The following is a 21704-nucleotide window of genomic DNA, read 5'->3' on the forward strand; positions in this document are numbered from 1 at the left end:
CCCGGGTCGGTCGTGCTGAGGGCAGGTCGTCGGCCGCCGGAACGTACCCGTTCGGGTGTTCCGGGCGCGCGCCGTCGCCGCAGCGCACGCACGCGCTGATAGCCGTGGGGGATGCTGCACACCCCTCACACCCCGACTCCGCGACCACGCGCGTGGTCCCGCCGCCGGTTCCGGGCCGCGGCGCTGCTCGCCTCGGCCGTCTCCGTCTGCCTGGTCGCCGCCAGCGCCCCGCCCGCCCCCCTGGGCGTCGGCGACCGCCTCTTCCCGCACCTGGGCAACCCCGGTTACGACGTGACGGCCTACGACCTGTCCTTCACCTACTCCGGCAGCAACAGCGAGCCGCTGAAGGCCGTCACCACCATCGACGCCCGGGCCACGGCCGACCTCGACCGGGTCAACCTCGACTTCGCCCACGGGAAGGTCGAATCCGTCGAGGTCGACGGCGAGCCCGCCGGCTTCGCCACGGCCGGCGAGGACCTCGTCGTCACGCCCGAGGACGCGCTCGACGAGGGCGAGCGGACGCGGATCACCGTGCGGCACAGCAGCGACCCCGTGTACCCCGAGGACCGCCAGGGCGGCTGGGTGCGCACCGCCGACGGCCTCGCCATGGCCAACCAGGCCGACGTCGCCCACCTGGTGTTCCCCTGCAACGACCACCCCTCCGACAAGGCGCGCTTCACCATCAGCGTGACCGCCCCCGACGGGCTCACAGCCGTAGCCAACGGCCTGCCGACGGGCGCGGACCGGGTCGGCGGAGCGACCACCTGGACGTACCGCACCGAGCACCCCATGGCCACCGAGCTGGCCCAGGTGTCCATCGGCCGCTCAACGGTCCTGCACCGCACCGGCCCGCGCGGACTGCCCGTGCGTGACGTCGTGCCGACGAAGCACCGCGCGGCGCTCGAACCGTGGCTGAAGAAGACCCCCGACCAGATCGACTGGATGGAGGACAAGGTCGGGCGCTATCCCTTCGAGACGTACGGCCTGCTCATGGCCGACGCCACCACCGGCTTCGAACTCGAGACCCAGACGCTCTCCCTCTTCGAGCGGGAGCTGTTCACCGAGCCCGCCTACCCGCAGTGGTACGTCGAGTCGATCATGGTGCACGAGCTGGCCCACCAGTGGTTCGGCAACAGCGTCAGCCCGGGCACCTGGTCCGACCTGTGGCTCAACGAGGGACACGCCACCTGGTACGAGGCCCTTTACGCGGAGGAGACCGCGGACAAGCCCATGGCGGCGCGCATGAAGGCCGCCTACGGCGCCTCCGACCGCTGGCGCGCGGCGGGCGGACCGCCGGCCGCACCGAAGCCGCCGAAGAACGGCAGCAAGACCGGGATCTTCCGCTCCAACGTGTACGACGGTGCCGCCCTCGTGCTCTACGCCCTGCGCCAGGAGATCGGCCGCCCCGCCTTCGACCGCCTCGAACGTGCCTGGGTCACCCGTCACCGGGACGGCACGGCGACCACCGCCGACTTCGTCCGGCTCGCCTCCGAGGTATCCGGCCGCGACCTGGGCGAGTTCTTCCAGGCCTGGCTGTACGGCGAGAAGACCCCGCCCATGCCCGGCCACCCGGACTGGAAGCCGACCGCGCCCGAACAGGCACCGGCGGCCGGTACCGGGAAGGCGCACGGGGAATAAGCCGGTGACGAGACGGCCCGTGCCGTGCGACCATCTTCGGGACGGCACGGCAGGGGCCGCGGGAATCTCCCCGGTGCCTCGCGCGTTATGCCGAGTGTGGCGGTACCAGTGCCGCGCGATTCGAATCCCAGCTACGTAAGGATCCAATGACCTCCTCTTCTTCCCCCTCCCAGGACACCAAGCGTCTCGAGCAGACCTATCCCGAGGGCCTCCGGGCCGATGCCCTGATGGAAGAGGACGTCGCCTGGAACCACGACATCGACCCGAAGTGGGACGGCGAGCAGCTCGACCGCTCCGACCGCGCCGCGCTGCGCCGGGTGGGGGGCCTCTCCACCGAGCTCGAGGACGTCACCGAGGTCGAGTACCGCCAGCTCCGTCTGGAGCGGGTCGTCCTCGTCGGCGTGTGGACCTCGGGCACCGTGCAGGACGCGGAGAACTCCCTGGCCGAGCTGGCCGCCCTCGCGGAGACCGCCGGCGCGCTCGTGCTCGACGGTGTCGTCCAGCGCCGCGACAAGCCCGACGCAGCCACCTACATCGGCTCCGGCAAGGCCGAGGAACTGCGGGACGTCGTCCACGACACGGGCGCGGACACCGTCATCTGCGACGGTGAGCTCAGCCCGGGACAGCTGATCCACCTCGAGGACGTCGTCAAGGTCAAGGTCATCGACCGTACGGCCCTGATCCTGGACATCTTCGCCCAGCACGCCAAGTCCCGAGAGGGCAAGGCGCAGGTCGCGCTCGCACAGATGCAGTACATGCTGCCGCGGCTGCGCGGCTGGGGTCAGTCGCTGTCCCGGCAGATGGGCGGTGGCAAGGGCGGCGGCCTCGCCACCCGCGGCCCCGGTGAGACCAAGATCGAGACGGACCGGCGCCGGATCCGCGAGAAGATGGCGAAGATGCGCCGGGAGATCGCGGAGATGAAGACCGGCCGCGAGATCAAGCGCCAGGAGCGCAAGCGCCACAAGGTGCCGTCCGTCGCCATCGCGGGCTACACCAACGCCGGCAAGTCCTCGCTGCTCAACCGCCTCACGGGCGCGGGCGTGCTGGTGGAGAACGCGCTGTTCGCCACCCTGGACCCGACCGTGCGCCGCGCGGAGACGCCGAGCGGACGGCTGTACACCCTGGCGGACACCGTCGGCTTCGTCCGGCACCTGCCGCACCACCTGGTCGAGGCGTTCCGCTCCACGATGGAGGAGGTCGGTGACTCCGACCTGATCCTGCACGTGGTGGACGGTTCGCACCCGGCCCCGGAGGAGCAGCTGGCCGCCGTGCGCGAGGTGATCAGGGACGTCGGCGCCACCGACGTACCCGAGATCGTCGTGATCAACAAGGCGGACATGGCCGACCCGCTGGTGCTCCAGCGGCTGCTGCGGGTCGAGAAGCGGTCCATCGCGGTCTCGGCACGCACTGGCCAGGGCATCGACGAGCTGCTCGCTCTGCTGGACAACGATCTGCCGCGCCCGTCGGTCGAGATCGAGGCGCTCGTGCCGTACACCCGCGGCAAGCTGGTCGCCCGCGCCCATGACGAGGGCGAGGTGATCTCCGAGGAGCACACCCCGGAGGGCACCCTGCTCAAGGTGCGGGTGCACGAGGAGCTGGCGGCGGAGCTCATGCCGTACGTTCCGGCGCCGCTTGCCTAGGCTCGGTCGCACAGCGACGACGAGGGCCCGCCCCCTGCTGCCGGCAGGGGGCGGGCCCTCAGCACGTGCGCGTGCGGGTCACCGACCGCCGTACGTCTTGCTCATGTTCTGGTACATCGCCTCAGCCTCCGGGCCCAGCTGCGGACCCGCCAGCCAGGTGTTCTCCAGCGGGCCGATCGAGGTGTTCGAGACCAGCTTGGTCTCGCCGTCCACCACCCGGAACCAGCCACCGCCGGACGAGCCGCCGGTCATGGTGCAGCCGATGCGGTACATCGTCGGCAGCGACGGGCTCAGCGACAGCCGGCCGGGCCGGTCGACGCACTTGAACATGTCCAGGCCGTTGTACGGCGGAGCGGCCGGGTAGCCCCAGGCGCCCATGCTGGCGACCTCAGTCGCGGAGGGGGCGGAGAAATCCACCTCCAAGGCGGCGCCGACCGTCTCCTCCAGGGACTTGCTGCCCTGCTCCGGCTTCACGTGCAGCACGGAGTAGTCGTACGCGGCGCCGTCGCCGCCGTCCGCCGCACCGCCCTGGATCCACTGGTTGGAGGTCGAGGCCCAGTCGGCCCACCAGGTGCCGTACGGGGCCATCTCGGTGGTCGTCGCGCCCGCCAGCTCCGTCTCGGACTTGCCGAGGTCGTTGTACGAGGGCACGAAGGCGATGTTGCGGTACCAGCCGCCGCTGCCGCCGGCGTGCACGCAGTGGCCCGCCGTCCACACCAGGTTGGACTTGCCCGGGTTGTTCGCGTCCTTGATGACGGTGCCGGAGCAGACCATCGAACCCTCGGGGGAGTCGAAGAAGACCTTGCCGACCGGGGCCGCGTTGTCGTGGTACGGCGTCTTCTCGGCCACGGCCTCGACGGGCGCCGGCTCCGGGTCGGTGGCGCCCTGGTCGGCGGCGGTGTCCTTGGTCGTGACGGTCTTGTCGGCCTCCGTCGCGGACCGCATCCGGTCCGGCTTCCACAGGCCCTCGATCACCGGGTTGACGAAGTCCTTGGCCTCAGTGAGCCACTTGTCCTTGTCCCAGTTCTTCCAGCCGCCGTCCTTCCACTGGTCGACGTCGATGCCGTGCTTCTTGAGCCGGTCCGCGAGGCCGGCCGGGACCTCTACCTTGCCGTCGCCGCCGGCGTCGGCGGCCTGCGAGGTGCCGCCGCTGGGCTTGGCGTCGGCCTCGTCCTTCTCCGAACCGCCACAGGCGGTCGCGGTGAGCGCCAGGGCGGCGACGAGACCGGTGGCGGCGAGCGCGGTGCGCCGCCGATGCCGTGGAGCGGCGGGCGTTGGTGCGGAACGCATGGTGGGACCCCCGTTGAAACGTATGAATGCGGAATGTATGGATGTGAAACGTACAAATGCAGAGCGTACGAAGGCAGAGCGTACGAAGGCGGAACGTACGAAGGCGGAACGTACGAAATGTGGAACGTGCGGATGCCGAACGTACGAATGTCACCGAAGGCGCGGTGGGGTGCCGGGTGCGCCCGACGCACCCCACCGTCTTCCGAGTCGATGCGCTGTGCCTCAGCGCGCGGTCACTGGCCGGCGAACTTTCCGCTCACCTCGTCGAACACACCCTTGGCCTCCTCGCCCAGCCGCGGACCGGCCAGCCAGCCCGCCGTCACCGGGCCGATCGAGGTGTTGGACACCAGCGCCGGCTTGCCGTCGGAACCGGCCGAGACCCAGCCGCCGCCGGACGAACCGCCGGTCATGGTGCAGCCGATGCGGTACATCGTCGGGTCGGAGGCGGCGATCGACAGTCGACCGGGCTTGTCCTCGCACTGGTACAGCTTCTGGCCGTCGTACGGCACCGCGGCCGGGTAGCCGATCGCCTTGAGGCTCTTCACCTCCGGCACCGCGGGCGCGTCGAAGTCCACCGGAAGCGCGTCGCCGACCGTCTCCTCCAGGGACTTGCCGTCGCTGCCCTTCTCCGGCGTCACATGGATGACGGCGTAGTCGTACGAGGCGCCGTCACCGCCCGTCGCGCCGCCCTGCTCGATCCACTGGTCCGAGGTCTGCGCCCAGTCGCCCCACCAGACGCCGTAGGGAGCGACCTCCTCCTTCGTGGCGTTCTGCAGTTCCTCGGTCGACTTGCCGGCGTCGTTGTACGAGGGCACGAACGCGATGTTGCGGTACCAGCCGCCCTTCTTGCCCGCGTGCACGCAGTGGCCGGCCGTCCAGACCAGGTTGGACTTGCCCGGGTTGGCCGGGTCCTCCACGACCGTTGCCGAGCAGACCATCGAGCCCTGGGGGGAGTCGAAGAGCAGCTTGCCCGCGGTGGCGGCGCTGTCGTGGTACTTGGGCGGCACCGTCCGCGCCTGCACCGGCTGCGGCTCCGGGTCGGTCACGCCCTGGTCACCGGAGAGGTCGCTGTCGTCGACCTCCTGGTCGGGCTCCTCGGCGTCCCGCATGCGGTCCGGGTCCCACAGGTCCTCGATGATCGGATTGACGAAGTCCTGCGCCTCACGCAGCCAGTCGTCCTTGTTCCAGTCCTTCCAGGCGCCGTTCTTCCATTCGTCGACGTCGATCCCGTGTTCCTTGAGCTTGTCCTTGATGTGGTCCGGGATCCGGATCTCGCCGTTGCCGGCGTCAGCGGCGGACGCGGAGGCCGAGGCGTCGCCGCCTGCCTCGGGGTCGCCCGACTCGCAGGCGGTGGCGGTGAGCGCGAGTGCCGAGACGAGCGCCACGGTGACCGGGACGGGGGAGGTTCTGCGCCGCCCGCGCCTGTGCCCGCGCGTGCTGAACGACGGCCGTATGGATCGCATGCTGGTGATTCCCCCTATGGTGAACTGCCCTGGAACGGCACCACACACTATTCGTTCGCTGTGGGGGAGTTCCGACGGAACGGCAACGGTTCGGATACAAGCCGTCTGACCTGGCACGCGTCCGTCAAGTGAGGGCCGGGTTCCGTCAGAGCGTCGGGGCGACGGGCCGGCTGGGCCCGGGTGCCCAGGCCGTCCACCCGGGCCGGCGCGTCCGCCTACTCGTCGATGCCGATGTGGCCGATCACGACCACCGGTGCTGACCGGGCTCCGCCCGGAGCAGGCCGAGTACACCGGCGTCGAGGCAGGGCCCGTACAAGGCCGGCCGCTACCGCTGCTGACGACCGCTCAGGTTTGGCGGCCGGTGTGGCGAGGCCACTTCGAGGCCCGCCACACCGCCTCGGGCCGGTCACGACCGGCCCGGCGGAATCCGGCCCCGGCCCGGCGCCTCGCTCTCTTGTTTCGGGCGCGTTCGCGGGAGTTGGCTGATCACCAACGCCTGGTGATCCGGCCGGCCACCGCGAGGGCCTCGCGTGAGGACGACGGCCGTCCGCCCCGGCGAGGATTTTCGGGCAACCCGTAACCCGGCGAACGGCCGGCTGTTGGTAGCGGTGGGGGGCCCGCTGTCCGAGTGCGGTCCCCCGTGCCGAGGGCGCCCCGACACGTCGGGTCGCGGCTGGACAGCGGGAGGTCAGGGAGCCGTGGCGGAATCCGCGTGCAGGGGGATCGGGTCCGAGGGCCGGAAAGCCGGGCCGACCGCGAGGACGGGAGCTCCGGACCTGGCGTCCGCACGGGCGCGTACCGCGCAGGAGAGCGCCCCGAAGCGTCAGCCGGCGCGTGAATCCGCGGCGCGCACTTACGCACGCGCCCTTCCCGTCGTACCGGTCCGGGCCCGGGGTTTCACCATCGAGGGTGCCGACGGCCGCCGCTACCTGGACTGCGTCTCGGGCGCGGGGACACTCGCCCTGGGACACAACCACCCGATAGTGCTCGAGGCGATCCGCAAGGTCCTCGACTCCGGCGCTCCCTTGCAGGTCATGGACCTCACCACCCCCGTCGAGGACGCCTTCGTCACCGAGCTGCTGCGCACCTTGCCGCCCGAACTCGCCGCCCGCGCGCGCGTGCGCTTCTGCGGACCGTCCGGCACGGACCCGGTCGCCTCCGCCGTCGCACTGGTCCGAGCCGCCACCGGGCGGAACCAGGTGATCGCCTTCACCGGTAGCCACCAGGCAGCGAACGCCGAGGCGTGTGCGGGGCCCGGCGACCCCTGCGACATCCGACGCGCGCGCCTGCCCTACCCGCAGGACCGGCACTGCCCGTTGGGCATCGAGGGCGAGCGCGGGACCGAACTCGCCACCCGCTGGGCCGAGTCCGTTCTCGACGACCGCCGGTCGGGGGAGCCGCTGCCCGCCGGGATGATCCTGGAACCGGTCCAGAGCGAGGGCGGGGTACTTCCCGTGCCGGACGGCTGGATGCGACGCATGCGCCGCATCACGGCCGAACGCTCCGTCTCGTTGATCGTCGACGAGACCGAGACGGGCGTCGGACGGACCGGGGCCTTCTGGGCGATCGAACACAGCGGTGTCGTCCCCGACGCGCTCGTCCTGTCCAAGGCGATCGGCGGCAGCCTGCCGCTGGCGGCGGTGGTGCACCGCGACGACCTGCACACGGGGGAGCCCGGTGCCGGCGCCTTCCGCGGCAACCAACTCGCCCTGGCCGCGGGCGCCGCGACCCTCGCCCACGTACGCGAGCACCGCCTCGCCGAGCACGCCGCCGTACTGGGGGCGCGGATGCTGGGCCGGCTGCGCGGCCTTGCCGAGCAGTTCCGGTGCGTCCGTGACGTTCGGGGGCGGGGCCTGATGATCGGCGTCGAACTGGCAGCACCCGACGGTGCGCACGACATCCCCGCCCACGGCACGGGCCCTGTGCCGGGCACCGCCACCGAGGCCGCCGCCGCCGTCCGGCGGGAGTGCCTGCGCCGGGGACTGATCGTGGACCTCGCGGGCCCGTCCGCGAACGTCGTACGACTGCTGCCGCCGCTGATCGTCACCGAGGAGCAGATGTCGGCGGTTCTGGACCGCCTCGCCGACGCGGTGGAGGCGGTGGACCGAAGCCATGGCGACCACGCCCCACCGCACGGGGCGCGCGTCGCGCGCTGAGATCCGTCGACCAGGCCACAGCACGTCACGAGGAACCGTCTTGCACACCACCCCCGCACCCCGACCGGCCCCCACCGCGGTCTCCGGGCCGCCGTCGGCCACGGCCGCTGTCGTTCCGGCGTCGCCCTCGGCTGCCGCTGTCGTTCCGGTACCGCCGTCCGCTGCCGCTGCCGCTGCCCCTGCCGCCGCCGCTCCCGCGCCATCGGCCGCCTCCGCGCATCCTGCGTCGGGGACCGGCGCCGCCGACAGTCCGGTGGCGGCATCAGTCGCCACCGCTGACCCGGCGTCAGCTTCCGTACCAGCCCGCGCTTGCCTTCAGGCGCCCGCGCCCCCACGTCCCGCCGACTCCTTGGACCACCCGGACCCGTACCGCGGAGCCGGGGCGGAAGCCGTGGAGAACCTGCTGCGCTGCTGGGTGCGCGAGACCGACACCACCGCCCCCGGCAGCGGTGTGCTCCGTGTGCCGCTCCCGGCCAGCGGCACTGCCCTGGCCGTTCCCGTCCAGTACTGGTCACCGACGGGGCGGCACCGCTTCGGGCCCCCGCGCCTGGCCGGCGCCCCTGACTCGGCACCACCGGCCGACGCCGTCACCGTCGCCGCACTGCTGGTACGGGAAACGGCCGACGACGCGGGGGCGGGGCCAGAGGGGACCGACCTCGTGGCGCGCGTCGCCGACTCCGTCCGCCGTACCGCCGTCTTCCTCCGCGACCGCCGGGAGGATCCGGAGGACCACCCCCGCGGCGGACCCGACGGCCCCGACCTCTTCCTCGCCGCCGAGCAGGCACTGCTCCTCGGGCATCCACTGCACCCCGCACCGAAGAGCCGCGAAGGGCTCACGGAGACGGAGGCACAGCGGTACTCACCCGAAGTCCGGGGCTCCTTCCCACTGCACTGGGTGGCCGTCGCCCCCTCCGCTCTCGCCGGCGACTCGGCTTGGACCGAGCGCGGACGCGCTGTCACCGCACCCCGGCTCACCGCGCGCCTCGCCGGAGACGGGCCGGCCCCACCGGACGGCTACGCGGTCCTTCCCCTGCATCCATGGCAGTTCCGCGTGGTACGGCACCGACCGGACACGGCGGCCCTGCTGGACGCCGGACTGCTCAGGGACCTCGGCCCCCAGGGTGCCTCCTGGCACGCCACCTCCTCCCTGCGCACCGTCTACCGGACCGGCGCCCCCGCGATGCTCAAGCTCTCGCTGGCCCTGCACATCACCAACTCCCGGCGGGAGAACCTCCGCAAGGAACTCCACCGGGGCGTCGAGGTCCACCGTCTGCTGCGCACCGGCGTGGCCCGCCAGTGGCAGGCCGCCCACCCGGACTTCGACATCGTCCGCGATCCGGCCTGGCTCGCCGTCGACGGACCGGACGGCAGGCCCGTACGAGGGCTCGACGTCGTCATCCGGCACAACCCCTTCCGGCCCACGGACGACGTCTCCTGCGTCGCGGGACTCGTCGCGCCCCGGCCCCGTGGGCCGGCGGACGGTTCCGGCCGGCCCACCGCCCACGTCCCGCCCTCCCGGCTGGCCGAGGTCGTCACCCGACTCGCCGGGCGGACCGGCCGCCTCCGCCAGGCCGTCGCCGCCGAGTGGTTCCTGCGCTACCTCCACCACGTCGTACGCCCCGTCCTGTGGCTGGACGCACACGCCGGGATCGCCCTGGAGGCGCACCAGCAGAACACGCTCGTCCTGCTGGACACCGACGGCTGGCCCGTCGGCGGTCGCTACCGCGACAACCAGGGCTACTACTTCCGCGAGTCCCGGCGCGCGGAACTCGAAGCCCGGCTGCCCGGCATCGGCGAGCACAGCGACACGTTCGTCTCCGACGAGGTCACCGACGAGCGCTTCGCCTACTACCTCGCCGTCAACAACGTGTTCGGCCTCATCGGCGCTTTCGGTTCCCAGCATCTCGCCGACGAACGGCTGCTGCTCGCGGCCTTCCGCCGTTTCCTGAGCGATCTCGCCTCGGGCCCCGCCCCGCTGCGCAGTCCACTGCCCGCGCGCCTCCTCGACTCGCCGGCGCTGCGCTGCAAGGCCAACCTGCTGACCCGGCTGCGCGGCCTGGACGAACTCGTCGGCCCGGTGGACACCCAGTCCGTCTACGTCACCATCACCAACCCGCTGCACGTCTGAGTAGACCGTCGACACAACCCCGGCCCGAACCCGTTCCCGACCCCACCTCGTACCCGCCTCGACCCCGACCTCGTATCCGTCTCGACCCCGTACCCGTCTCGACCCCGTTCCTGTCCCGACTCCGTTCCCGTCCCCCTCTCCGAAAGAGCGACACCGTGGCTTCCACCGATGCGAGCGCCGACGACACCCTGGATTTGCATCTCCCCGAGGAGTTCGTCGCCCTCTTCGGAAAGAGGGACGAGGCGAACCTCCCCGCCGCGACGGCGACGACGCGGCCGGGCGACGACCTGCTCGACCGTGTCGCCGACTGGGGCCCGACCGTCACCCCCGCGGGCGCGTTCCACCTGGTGCCCGTCCGTTTCGAACGGGACGTTCCGATCATCACCCGCTGGATGAACGACCCCGCCGTCGCCGCGTTCTGGGAGCTGACCGGACCGCAGAGCGTGACCGAGGGGCACGTACGGGCGCAGCTCGCCGGCGACGGACGCAGCGTCCCGTGCGTCGGCGTGCTGGAGGGAGTGCCGATGAGCTACTGGGAGATCTACCGGGCCGACCTCGACCCGCTGGCCCGGTACTGCCTCGTCCGGCCGCACGACACCGGCCTCCACCTCCTGATCGGCGATGCCGCCGACCGTGGGCAGGGCATCGGGACCGCGCTGATCAGGAGCGTCACCGACCTCGTCCTCGAGAGGAGGCCCGCCTGCACGCGCGTGCTGGCCGAACCCGACGTCCGCAACACGGCCTCCGTGGCCGCGTTCCTCGGCGCCGGTTTCCGGTCCGTCGCCGAGGTCGACCTGCCCGGCAAGCGGGCCGCCCTCATGGTCCGCGACCGGACGCCGCGCGAGCTGCCGTAGCGTCGTGACCCAGTCCGCAGGCTGATCCGTGCTGCCCCGCCTCACCGACCGGCCCCCGCCCGCCCAGGAGCCAAGCCTTGCCACCCCCCTCCCCACAGCTCCGGTCGCACCTCCTTCGCCTCAGTCACCGTCTTCGTCTCCTTCACGTCCTGCACCTTCCGCACCTTCCGCACCTTCCGCACCTGGAACTCCAGTACCTCTGGCACCGCGCGCCCGCCTTGCCCGCCCGGTTGTCAGTGCCGGGCCGTAGGGTGGTCGCGCTATGACGAAGCCCTCACTCCCCGAACTCCTGCACGCCGCCGTCACCGCCGTCGGCGGCACGGAGCGTCCCGGCCAGGTGGCCATGGCCGAAGCCGTCGAGGAAGCCATCGACGGCGGCTCCCACCTGCTGGTCCAGGCCGGCACCGGCACCGGCAAGTCCCTGGGCTATCTGGTGCCTGCCCTGGCACACGGAGAGCGGGTAGTGGTGGCCACCGCGACCCTGGCCCTCCAGCGCCAGCTGGTCGAGCGGGACCTGCCCCGCACGGTCGACGCCCTCCACCCCCAGCTGCGCCGCCGCCCGGAGTTCGCGATGCTCAAGGGCAGGTCGAACTACCTGTGCCTGCACCGACTCCACGAGGGCGTCCCGCAGGACGAGGAGGAAGGCCTCTTCGACCAGTTCGAGGCCGCCGCACCCACCAGCAAGCTGGGCCAGGACCTGCTGCGGATGCGCGACTGGGCGGACGAGACGGAGACGGGCGACCGCGACGACCTCACGCCCGGTGTCTCCGACCGGGCCTGGTCTCAGGTGTCGGTGTCCTCCCGGGAGTGCCTCGGCGCCTCGAAGTGCGCCTATGGTGCCGAGTGCTTCGCCGAGATGGCCCGTGAGCGCGCCAAGCTCTCCGAGGTGGTCGTCACCAACCACGCGCTGCTCGCCATCGACGCCATCGAGGGCGCTCCCGTCCTGCCGCAGCACGAGGTGCTGATCGTCGACGAGGCGCACGAGCTGGTCTCCCGGGTCACCGGGGTCGCCACCGGCGAGCTCACCCCGGGCCAGGTCAACCGAGCGGTGCGGCGGGCCGCGAAGCTCGTCAACGAGAAGGCCGCCGACCAGCTCCAGACGGCTTCCGAGGGCTTCGAGCGGATCATGGAGCTGGCGCTGCCTGGCCGCCTCGAGGAGATTCCGGAGGACCTCGGCTATGCGCTGATGGCGTTGCGCGACGCCTGCCGCACGGTCATCTCCGCGATCGGCGCGACCCGCGACAAGTCCGTGCAGGACGAGGACGCCGTGCGCAAGCAGGCACTGGCCTCCGTCGAGTCGGTGCACGACGTGGCGGAGCGGATCACGAACGGCTCCGAGTGGGACGTCGTCTGGTACGAGCGACACGACCGGTTCGGTGCCTCGCTGCGTGTCGCCCCCATGTCCGTCGCGGGCCTGATGCGCGAGAAGCTGTTCACCGACCGCTCGGTCGTCCTGACCTCCGCGACCCTGAAGCTTGGCGGTGACTTCAACGGCGTGGGGGCTTCCCTGGGCCTCGCGCCCGAGGGCACCGAGGGCGAGGACGTGCCCCAGTGGAAGGGCGTCGACGTCGGCTCGCCCTTCGACTATCGCAAGCAGGGCATCCTGTACGTCGCCAAGCACCTGGCGCGTCCGGCTCGGGACGGCGACCGGGGCGACATGCTCGACGAGCTCACGGAGCTGATCCAGGCGGCGGGCGGCCGCACGCTGGGCCTGTTCTCCTCGATGCGGGCGGCGCAGCTGGCCGCCGAGGAGCTGCGCTCCCGCATCCCGGAGTACCCGATCCTGCTCCAGGGCGAGGAGACGCTCGGGGAGCTGATCAAGAACTTCGCCGCCGACCCGAGGACCTGCCTCTTCGGCACCCTGTCGCTCTGGCAGGGCGTCGACGTACCGGGGCCGAGCTGTCAGCTGGTCGTCATGGACAAGATCCCGTTCCCGCGCCCGGACGACCCCTTGATGAGTGCTCGCCAGAAGGCGGTGGAGGAGGCCGGCGGCAACGGCTTCATGGCGGTCGCCGCCACGCACGCCGCGCTGCTGATGGCCCAGGGCGCCGGCCGCCTCGTACGGGCGTCGGGCGATCGCGGCGTGGTCGCCGTGCTGGACCAGCGACTGGCGACGGCCCGGTACGGAAGCTATCTGAAGGCGTCACTGCCCGACTTCTGGTTCACCACTGACCGAAACCAGGTCCGCAAGTCGCTGGCCGCCATCGATGCGAAGGCGCGTCAGACGGAGACGGAGTTGGAGACGGAGACGGCGGCGGACGGCGACTGAGCGCGGGGCCCCGGAGCTTTTGCGCCGGTCAGGGGGCCTGGTCCTCGGACAGCGCGGGGCCCCGGAACCGGCGCAGAGGTTCCGGGGCCCGGTCGAATCGGCGGGTCGCCGTCGTGGCGTGCCCGCCCGCCGTGGCGCTCAGACGCGGCGCAGTACGGCCACCACCTTGCCGAGGATGGTCGCGTCGTCACCGGGGATCGGCTCGTACGCCGAGTTGTGCGGGAGGAGCCAGACGTGGCCGTCCTCGCGCTTGAAGCGCTTGACGGTGGCCTCGCCGTCGAGCATCGCGGCCACGATGTCGCCGTTCTCGGCGACCGGCTGACGGCGGACCGTGACCCAGTCGCCGTCGCAGATGGCGGCCTCGATCATCGAGTCGCCGACGACCTTCAGCACGAAGAGTTCGCCGTCACCGACCAGCTGCCTGGGCAGGGGGAAGACGTCCTCGACCGACTCCTCGGCAAGGATCGGGCCACCGGCGGCGATGCGCCCGACGAGTGGCACGTACGACGCGGCCGGCTTGCCGGCGGTGTCCGTGGGCTGCACGGCGGCGGCCTGGTCGGAGCCGCGCACCTCGTAGGCGCGCGGACGGTGCGGGTCGCGGCGCAGGAAGCCCTTGCGCTCCAGCGCCATCAGCTGGTGTGCGACGGAGGAGGTGCTGGAGAGGCCGACGGCCTGGCCGATCTCCCGCATCGACGGCGGGTATCCGCGCCGCTGCACGGAGTCGCGGATGACCTCGATCACCCGGCGCTGGCGGTCGGTGAGTCCCGAGCTGTCGGCCCGGATGCCAGGAGGTCGGCCTGGCAGGGAGCGCTTGGGCCCCTCGGGATTCGTGGCGTTGCTCATGGCGTGCACCGGCTCAGGTCGGCCCTGGGGGCGGTCCTGGGCAGTGATGGTGGCACTGTCGGCGGTGGTGGTCACGTCGGCCCCTCTCGATGGTCTCCCTGCTGCACAACGGTAGTAGCTTTCGAAAGGTTGCGCCAAACACACGTTCGAGTGAAAAATCGCGAATCGCCCGCCCAGATCGTGTGTCCGGGTGTATGGCTCTCGCGGTGCTTGGCGGACAAAAGGGCCCATTGCTGTACTCTTCACCGCCGTGGTGACAGCCTCGGCGAGGTCGCTCCAGTCTGCCACCCGGCATCCCGTTCGACGGCGTGGGTCCCTCATCTGTGCGGTAGCCCCACGCCCCCTCCTCGCGGTGCCCACGGTATCTCCGCATGCGCCCGGGCGATACGGCCGTGCGTGTGCGTGCCCGTCGCGCGGCCGCGGGCGAGCTGTGCCTGCACGTACCGGAGCGACACGCGTGCAGGGCGTGTATGTATGAGCCAATCCCCACATCTAGTGGTTGGATTGCATCAGCGGCCCACAAGTTGTGGTCCCCCGGGTCTTCGAGCCCGCCGCGATCGCCTATGCTGGGGGCTGCTTCGAGGGGCCTGAAGGGCCTTCCGAGGTCATTGAGTCTGCTGTGAGGAGGGTTCGGAGTTCATGCACTGCCCCTTCTGCAGGCACCCCGACAGCCGCGTCGTCGACAGTCGTACGACTGACGACGGCACGTCGATCCGCCGGCGCCGCCAGTGCCCTGACTGCTCCCGTCGTTTCACGACCGTGGAGACGTGCTCGCTCATGGTGGTGAAGCGGTCCGGGGTCACCGAACCGTTCAGCCGCACCAAGGTCATCAATGGTGTGCGCAAGGCCTGCCAGGGCCGGCCCGTCACCGAGGACGCGCTCGCCCAGCTCGGCCAGCGGGTCGAGGAGGCGGTGCGGGCCACCGGAAGTGCCGAGCTGACCACCCACGACGTGGGGCTGGCCATACTCGGCCCGCTGCAGGAACTCGACCTCGTCGCTTATCTGCGATTCGCCTCCGTCTACCGGGCGTTCGACTCGCTCGAGGACTTCGAGGCCGCGATCGCGGAGCTCAGGGAGGCGACGGGGCGGCCCGGCGGAGACGGCGACGACGCCGACGCGGGGAGCCAGGAGAACGACCGCGGGTCCACGGGGGCGGCACAGGTCCCCGAGCCCGCAGGCGCCGCCGACTGACCGGTGGGCCGGACCCGGACTTCGGCACCGGGCTCCGGCCGGGCGGCGGCGAGTGAGAAGACCTGTTGCGGGCGACGCGAGAGATGCCCGCAACACCAGACAGAACACCGTGCCACGGGAACAATCGGGGCACTTCAGGGCGTTTACGCCCGTACATGGGAGGCGGCATGACAGAGACGGCGAGCGGTCCGGCACGGAGTTCCCGCGCCAAGGGCACCAAGGCGGGCAAGGGACTCCGCGTTGAGCGCGTCCACACCACTCCCGGCGTCCACCCCTACGACGAGGTGGCCTGGGAGCGTCGTGACGTCGTCATGACCAACTGGCGCGACGGCTCGGTCAACTTCGAGCAGCGTGGCGTCGAGTTCCCCGAGTTCTGGTCGGTGAACGCGGTCAACATCGTCACCAGCAAGTACTTCCGCGGTGCCGTCGGCACCCCGCAGCGCGAGGTGAGCCTGAAGCAGCTCATCGACCGCATCGTGAAGACGTACCGGAAGGCCGGTGAGGACCACAAGTACTTCGCCTCGCCCGCCGACGCCGAGATCTTCGAGCACGAGCTGGCCTACGCCCTCCTGCACCAGATCTTCAGCTTCAACAGCCCCGTGTGGTTCAACGTGGGCACGCCCCAGCCGCAGCAGGTCTCCGCCTGCTTCATCCTGTCCGTCGACGACTCCATGGAGTCGATCCTCGACTGGTACAAGGAAGAGGGCATGATCTTCAAGGGCGGCTCGGGCGCCGGCCTGAACCTCTCCCGGATCCGCTCCTCCAAGGAGCTCCTCTCCTCCGGCGGCAACGCCTCCGGCCCGGTCTCCTTCATGCGCGGCGCCGACGCCTCCGCCGGCACGATCAAGTCCGGCGGCGCCACCCGCCGTGCCGCGAAGATGGTCATCCTCGACGTCGACCACCCCGACATCGAGGACTTCATCCAGACCAAGGTCAAGGAGGAGGAGAAGATCCGCGCCCTGCGCGACGCGGGCTTCGACATGGACCTGGGCGGCGACGACATCACGTCCGTCCAGTACCAGAACGCCAACAACTCGGTCCGCGTGAACGACACGTTCATGAAGGCCGTCCAGGACGGCGGCAAGTTCGGCCTGACGTCCCGTATGACCGGCGAGGTCATCGAGGAGGTCGACGCCAAGTCGCTCTTCCGCAAGATGGCCGAGGCCGCGTGGGCCTGCGCCGACCCGGGCATCCAGTACGACGACACGATCAACCACTGGCACACCTGCCCGGAGTCCGGCCGCATCAACGGCTCGAACCCCTGCAGCGAGTACATGCACCTGGACAACACGTCCTGCAACCTCGCCTCGCTGAACCTGATGAAGTTCCTGAAGGACGACGGCAAGGGCAACCAGTCCTTCGACGCCGAGCGCTTCGCCAAGGTCGTCGAGCTCGTCATCACGGCGATGGACATCTCCATCTGCTTCGCGGACTTCCCGACGCAGAAGATCGGCGAGAACACCCGCGCCTTCCGCCAGCTCGGCATCGGCTACGCCAACCTCGGCGCCCTGCTGATGGCGACCGGCCACGCTTACGACTCCGACGGCGGCCGCGCGTTGGCCGGCGCCATCACCTCGCTGATGACCGGCACGTCGTACCGGCGCTCCGCCGAGCTCGCCGCGATCGTCGGCCCGTACGACGGTTACGCCCGCAACGCGCAGCCGCACCTGCGGGTCATGAAGCAGCACTCCGACGAGAACGCCAAGGCCGTCCGCATGGACGACCTGGACACGCCGGTCTGGGCCGCCGCCACCGAGGCCTGGCAGGACGTGCTGCGCCTCGGCGAGAAGAACGGCTTCCGCAACTCCCAGGCGTCCGTCATCGCCCCGACCGGCACCATCGGTCTGGCGATGTCCTGCGACACCACCGGTCTCGAGCCCGACCTCGCCCTGGTCAAGTTCAAGAAGCTGGTCGGCGGCGGCTCGATGCAGATCGTCAACGGCACCGTCCCGCAGGCCCTGCGCCGCCTGGGCTACCAGGAGGAGCAGATCGAGGCGATCGTCGCCCACATCGCCGAGCACGGCAACGTGATCGACGCCCCCGGTCTCAAGCACGAGCACTACGAGGTCTTCGACTGCGCCATGGGCGAGCGTTCCATCTCCGCGATGGGCCACGTCCGCATGATGGCCGCGATCCAGCCGTGGATCTCCGGCGCTCTGTCCAAGACGGTCAACCTGCCGGAGTCGGCGACCGTCGAGGACGTCGAGGAGGTCTACTTCGAGGCGTGGAAGATGGGTGTCAAGGCGCTCGCCATCTACCGCGACAACTGCAAGGTCGGCCAGCCCCTCTCCGCCAAGACCAAGGAGAAGGAGAAGGCGGAGGTCACCGAGAAGGCCGAGGCGACCATCCGCGAGACGGTCGAGAAGGTCGTCGAGTACCGCCCGGTCCGCAAGCGCCTCCCGAAGGGTCGTCCCGGCATCACCACCTCCTTCACGGTCGGCGGCGCCGAGGGCTACATGACCGCGAACTCCTACCCGGACGACGGTCTCGGTGAGGTCTTCCTGAAGATGTCCAAGCAGGGTTCGACCCTCGCGGGCATGATGGACGCCTTCTCCATCGCGGTCTCCGTCGGCCTCCAGTACGGGGTGCCGCTGGAGACGTACGTCTCGAAGTTCACCAACATGCGCTTCGAGCCGGCCGGCATGACGGACGACCCGGACGTGCGGATGGCACAGTCGATCGTCGACTACATCTTCCGCCGCCTGGCGCTGGACTTCCTGCCCTTCGAGACGCGCTCCGCCCTCGGCATCCACTCCGCCGAGGAGCGCCAGCGTCACCTGGAGACGGGTTCGTACGAGCCGTCCGACGACGAGCTCGACGTCGAGGGCCTGGCCCAGTCGGCGCCGCGTGCCCAGGAACTGAAGGCTGTCGTCACGCCGAAGGCCGAGGTCGAGGCGGCCAAGCCCGCACCGCAGCAGGCGCACACCAGCGCCGAGCTGGTGGAGATGCAGCTGGGTATCCAGGCCGACGCCCCGCTGTGCTTCTCCTGCGGCACGAAGATGCAGCGCGCGGGTTCCTGCTACATCTGCGAGGGCTGCGGCTCGACCAGCGGGTGCAGCTGACGCGTAGGTCCACATGAGTAAGGGGCGTCCGCCAATGGCGGACGCCCCTTACCTACGCCGGCTCCTACCCACGCCGGTTCCTACTCGAGCCACCTCTTGTGCACGTTCTTGTACACGCGTCTGCCGGCGTCAGGGTCGGCGTGCCGTGCCCATGGTGGCGGCGAACGTCGCGGGATCGCCCTCGAAGCCGTGCACGCCGGCCCGGAACTCCCAGGCACCCGTCTCGTCCCGGACGAACTCCGCGACCGTGGCCGCCGTCGCGCCCAGGACGCCGCTGAAGTCGTCCGTGGCCAGGTCGGTGTAGCCCTCCCTGATGCGCAGGCCCGGACTGTCCACGTCGGCGAAGGTCCGGTCCTCGGTGCGTTGCTGGATCGCGACGCCCACCACCACGCGCGCGTACCGGGGGTCGAGCCGCTCCAGTTCCAGCGTCATGACCTCGTCGAAACCGAAACCCTTGCCGTCCTGGCTGTCCCGGTTGAGATAGATGGTGCCGTCGGGGGAACGGCTGTCGAAGTGCACCACATAGGAGGGGGCGCCGTACGGATCCGCCGCCGTGTACGTCCCCGCGACGACGTCCAGGTCGGCGGGTGGCTGCCCCGCCGGACTCGGGTCCCACCGCAGCGCGACCTCCACCTTGCCGATTCCCTTGCTGAGGCCGTTCACGAACTTCCCCTTCCCAGGTCCCCCGCCCTGCCTGGCCACTCAACTGCCGAGCAGTGACGGCCGGTTGTCCATCCTGCCACGCAGAGCGAGGCAGGTGAGGACAAGTCGTCCTCCGGGGAGTGACCGGTGCCACGTTCCCTGGCCTTACCATGGCGCGGTGCTGGTCAAGTGGATTCGCTGCACCGTGGTGGACCGCCGCGGTTTCGAGCGGGGGCAGCGAAAGTGGGCGGGGCTTCCGGGGGAGCCGGGTTTTCGGGGGCAGGGGGGTGGCTGGAGCCGGGGACGGCCGGACGTGGCGCACGTCTTCGCCTTCTGGGAGAGCCGCGCCTTCTACGACTCCTTCATGGCCCGCTCCCACGACCGGCTCGCCGCCACGCAGGCGGGCACCTTCAAGGACGCCCAGGTCAGGCTCTTCGACCACCGGTTCGACGTGAAGACCGGATTCGAACCGCGCTTCACGGACGCCGACCTGCTGCGGGTGGCGCTCTGCCGAGTCCACGAGGAGCGGGCCGAGCACTACGTCCTCATGCAGGAGAAGGTCTGGAACCCCGCGATGGCAGGCTCTCCCGGCATGGTCCGCGGGCTGTTCGGAGAGGCGCCGGGGAACGAGTACCTGGTGCTGTCCATGTGGCGGTCGGCCGCCGAGCACGGCAAGTACCGCACCGAGCGGGTGGAACGGCTCGCCCTGCGCGCCCAGACGGAGGCGGACATCGCGGCCCTGACGGGGGACATCGTGCAACTGGAACCCTCGTGGACGGTTTGAGAACCGGACCGACTCTCCCTGGGGCCGACGCGTGCCGGCCCCAGGATGTGGAAACTGTGTGACGTACGCCGAACGGGGCTCTTTCGAGTCCTTGGTTCCGCCGTTCTCGATCTAGGGTTCTGGCATGGCACGACCACGGCGCATCGTTCTTGTCCGGCACGGCGAGTCGACGGGCAACGTCGATGACTCCGTGTACGAGCGCGAACCCGACCACGCGCTGGCCCTCACCGAGCAGGGCCGGGCGCAGGCCGAGGAGACGGGTAAGGGGCTGCGCGAGGTGTTCGGCCGCGAGCGGATCAGCGTGTACGTCTCCCCGTACCGGCGGACCCACGAGACGCTGCGCGCCTTTCGCCTCGATCCCGGACTCATACGGATACGGGAGGAGCCCCGACTGCGTGAGCAGGACTGGGGCAACTGGCAGGACCGGGACGACGTGCGCCTGCAGAAGGCCTACCGGGACGCCTACGGCCACTTCTTCTACCGCTTCGCCCAGGGCGAGTCCGGTGCCGACGTGTACGACCGGGTCGGCGGCTTCCTGGAGAGCCTGTTCCGCAGCTTCGAGGCCCCCGATCATCCGCCGAACGTGCTCTTGGTGACCCACGGTCTGGCCATGCGGCTGTTCTGCATGCGGTGGTTCCACTGGACGGTCGCGGAGTTCGAGTCGCTGTCGAACCCCGGGAACGGCGAGATGCGGATGCTCGTTCTGGGTGAGGACGGCAAGTACACCCTTGACCGCCCGTTCGAGCGCTGGCGAGAGCCGGAACCGTACGGGATCACCGGATAGAGTGGCAGGGCGATGACCCCTCATTCATCTCCTGACGGGCGCCTGGACCGGGCCCTGTCCAGCCTGCGCGGACTGTCCGTGGGGGACGCGCTGGGCTCACAGTTCTTCGTGCCCGCGAACTACCCGCTGCTGAAGCTCCGCGAGCTGCCCCCCGGTACCTGGCAGTGGACGGACGACACGGAGATGGCCTGTTCCGTGGTTTCCGTCCTGGCCACCCACCACCGCATCGACCAGGACGCGCTGGCGCTCTCCTTCGCCCGGCATCACGACTTCGACCGCGGATACGGTCCCGCGGTCAACCGGCTGCTGAGGCTGGTCCGGGAAGGCGGGGACTGGCGCGAGCTCGCCGCGGCGCTCTTCAACGGCCGGGGATCCTGGGGCAACGGCGCCGCGATGCGCATCGCGCCCCTGGGGGCCTGGTACGCGGACGACCCCGAGCAGGCGACCCACCAGGCCGAGATCTCGGCCTACCCGACGCATCAGCACCGCGAGGCGGTGGTCGGCGCCATGGCGGTCGCCGCGGCCGCCGCTCTGGCCGCCGACCCCGGCGGGCCGCCCACCGCGCACGCGCTCCTGGACGAGGTGATCGCGCTGGTACCGAAGAGCGCGGTCGGCGCCGGGCTGAGACGTGCCAGGGACATGCTCGACTACGACGACGCGGCCACGGTCGCGGCGGTACTGGGCTGTGGCAGGCGTACCACCGCCCACGACACGGTCCCCTTCGCCCTCTGGTCCGCGGCGCGCGCTCTCGGAGACTACGAGCGCGCTTTCTGGACGACCGCACAGGTCGGTGGGGATGTGGACACGACCTGCGCCATCGTGGGCGGGGTGGTCGCCGCCGGAAAGGCGGGAGCGCCGCCGGCCGACTGGTCGGCGCGGGTCGAGGACCTGCCCGGGTGGATGGTGACGTCGGCCTAGCGGGGCCGCCCCGGTGACAGCGGTAGACGAGCGTCCAACCCG

The 21704-nt window shown here is 70.8% G+C and carries 15 protein-coding genes; 11 read left to right on the forward strand and 4 right to left on the reverse strand.

The window, feature by feature from the left end:
* Nucleotides 1-111 precede the first annotated feature (111 nt).
* Both ACZ4V1_RS26695 and hflX read left to right on the forward strand, forming a co-directional pair.
* Complete coding sequence (locus tag ACZ4V1_RS26695; RefSeq protein ID WP_468340497.1) at nt 112-1638, forward strand: M1 family metallopeptidase; 1527 nt, start codon at nt 112-114, stop codon at nt 1636-1638.
* A 146-nt stretch (nt 1639-1784) separates the two neighbouring features.
* Nucleotides 1785-3278, forward strand: coding sequence for a GTPase HflX (gene hflX, locus ACZ4V1_RS26700; protein ID WP_468340500.1), 1494 nt, complete (start codon nt 1785-1787; stop codon nt 3276-3278).
* A gap of 78 nt (nt 3279-3356) precedes the next feature.
* Here hflX and ACZ4V1_RS26705 read toward each other — a convergent pair whose 3' ends face one another.
* Nucleotides 3357-4568, reverse strand: a complete 1212-nt coding sequence (locus tag ACZ4V1_RS26705) for a trypsin-like serine peptidase (protein WP_468340503.1) — start codon at nt 4566-4568, stop codon at nt 3357-3359.
* 233 nt (nt 4569-4801) lie between these two features.
* Entirely contained in the window at nt 4802-6031 is a 1230-nt protein-coding gene (locus ACZ4V1_RS26710; RefSeq protein WP_468340506.1) for a trypsin-like serine peptidase, read from the reverse strand.
* 698 nt (nt 6032-6729) lie between these two features.
* Between ACZ4V1_RS26710 and ACZ4V1_RS26715 the strand changes: the two genes are divergently transcribed.
* From ACZ4V1_RS26715 to ACZ4V1_RS26730, 4 genes are all read left to right on the forward strand, one after another.
* Complete coding sequence (locus ACZ4V1_RS26715; protein ID WP_468340509.1) at nt 6730-8187, forward strand: aminotransferase class III-fold pyridoxal phosphate-dependent enzyme; 1458 nt, start codon at nt 6730-6732, stop codon at nt 8185-8187.
* Nucleotides 8188-8440: 253 nt separating this feature from the next.
* Nucleotides 8441-10315: an IucA/IucC family protein gene (locus ACZ4V1_RS26720; RefSeq protein ID WP_468340512.1), complete on the forward strand. Its 1875-nt coding sequence runs from the start codon at nt 8441-8443 to the stop codon at nt 10313-10315.
* A 155-nt stretch (nt 10316-10470) separates the two neighbouring features.
* Complete coding sequence (locus ACZ4V1_RS26725) at nt 10471-11169, forward strand: GNAT family N-acetyltransferase (RefSeq protein WP_468340515.1); 699 nt, start codon at nt 10471-10473, stop codon at nt 11167-11169.
* A 262-nt stretch (nt 11170-11431) separates the two neighbouring features.
* Nucleotides 11432-13438 (forward strand): ATP-dependent DNA helicase, encoded by a 2007-nt coding sequence (locus tag ACZ4V1_RS26730; RefSeq protein WP_468340518.1) that lies wholly within the window; start codon nt 11432-11434, stop codon nt 13436-13438.
* A gap of 138 nt (nt 13439-13576) precedes the next feature.
* Here the strand turns inward: ACZ4V1_RS26730 and lexA are convergent, their stop codons facing one another.
* Entirely contained in the window at nt 13577-14356 is a 780-nt protein-coding gene (gene lexA / locus ACZ4V1_RS26735) for a transcriptional repressor LexA (protein ID WP_468340521.1), read from the reverse strand.
* A gap of 564 nt (nt 14357-14920) precedes the next feature.
* Here lexA and nrdR point away from each other — a divergent pair.
* The gene (gene nrdR / locus ACZ4V1_RS26740) at nt 14921-15472 is read left to right on the forward strand and encodes a transcriptional regulator NrdR (protein ID WP_468340523.1); all 552 of its coding nucleotides are present in this window, start codon (nt 14921-14923) and stop codon (nt 15470-15472) included.
* 167 nt (nt 15473-15639) lie between these two features.
* Entirely contained in the window at nt 15640-18534 is a 2895-nt protein-coding gene (locus tag ACZ4V1_RS26745) for a vitamin B12-dependent ribonucleotide reductase (protein WP_468340526.1), read from the forward strand.
* Between the two features lie 129 nt (nt 18535-18663).
* On the opposite strand, the gene ACZ4V1_RS26750 is transcribed toward ACZ4V1_RS26745, so the two are convergent.
* Nucleotides 18664-19197 carry a TerD family protein gene (locus tag ACZ4V1_RS26750; RefSeq protein ID WP_468340529.1) on the reverse strand — a complete coding sequence of 178 codons (534 nt, stop codon included), beginning with the start codon at nt 19195-19197 and terminating at the stop codon, nt 18664-18666.
* A gap of 157 nt (nt 19198-19354) precedes the next feature.
* On the opposite strand from ACZ4V1_RS26750, the gene ACZ4V1_RS26755 reads away from it, so the two are divergent.
* The 3 genes from ACZ4V1_RS26755 (at nt 19355) to ACZ4V1_RS26765 (ending at nt 21662) form a co-directional block, all read left to right on the forward strand.
* Complete coding sequence (locus tag ACZ4V1_RS26755) at nt 19355-19960, forward strand: YdbC family protein (RefSeq protein WP_468340532.1); 606 nt, start codon at nt 19355-19357, stop codon at nt 19958-19960.
* A gap of 124 nt (nt 19961-20084) precedes the next feature.
* Nucleotides 20085-20744 (forward strand): histidine phosphatase family protein, encoded by a 660-nt coding sequence (locus ACZ4V1_RS26760; protein WP_468340535.1) that lies wholly within the window; start codon nt 20085-20087, stop codon nt 20742-20744.
* Nucleotides 20745-20756: 12 nt separating this feature from the next.
* Nucleotides 20757-21662 (forward strand): ADP-ribosylglycohydrolase family protein, encoded by a 906-nt coding sequence (locus ACZ4V1_RS26765; protein ID WP_468340538.1) that lies wholly within the window; start codon nt 20757-20759, stop codon nt 21660-21662.
* Nucleotides 21663-21704: the final 42 nt, after the last annotated feature.

It is taken from the genome of Streptomyces sp. NPDC028991, from assembly GCF_055564775.1.

Excerpts from the sequence above, each read along its gene's own strand:
- ACZ4V1_RS26695 (WP_468340497.1), top strand. The coding sequence starts at position 112 with ATGCTGCACACCCCTCACACCCCGACTCCGCGACCACGCGCGTGGTCC.
- hflX (WP_468340500.1), top strand. The coding sequence starts at position 1,785 with ATGACCTCCTCTTCTTCCCCCTCCCAGGACACCAAGCGTCTCGAGCAG.
- ACZ4V1_RS26705 (WP_468340503.1), bottom strand. The coding sequence starts at position 4,568 with ATGCGTTCCGCACCAACGCCCGCCGCTCCACGGCATCGGCGGCGCACC.
- ACZ4V1_RS26710 (WP_468340506.1), bottom strand. The coding sequence starts at position 6,031 with ATGCGATCCATACGGCCGTCGTTCAGCACGCGCGGGCACAGGCGCGGG.
- ACZ4V1_RS26730 (WP_468340518.1), top strand. The coding sequence starts at position 11,432 with ATGACGAAGCCCTCACTCCCCGAACTCCTGCACGCCGCCGTCACCGCC.
- nrdR (WP_468340523.1), top strand. The coding sequence starts at position 14,921 with ATGCACTGCCCCTTCTGCAGGCACCCCGACAGCCGCGTCGTCGACAGT.
- ACZ4V1_RS26745 (WP_468340526.1), top strand. The coding sequence starts at position 15,640 with ATGACAGAGACGGCGAGCGGTCCGGCACGGAGTTCCCGCGCCAAGGGC.
- ACZ4V1_RS26760 (WP_468340535.1), top strand. The coding sequence starts at position 20,085 with ATGGCACGACCACGGCGCATCGTTCTTGTCCGGCACGGCGAGTCGACG.
- ACZ4V1_RS26765 (WP_468340538.1), top strand. The coding sequence starts at position 20,757 with ATGACCCCTCATTCATCTCCTGACGGGCGCCTGGACCGGGCCCTGTCC.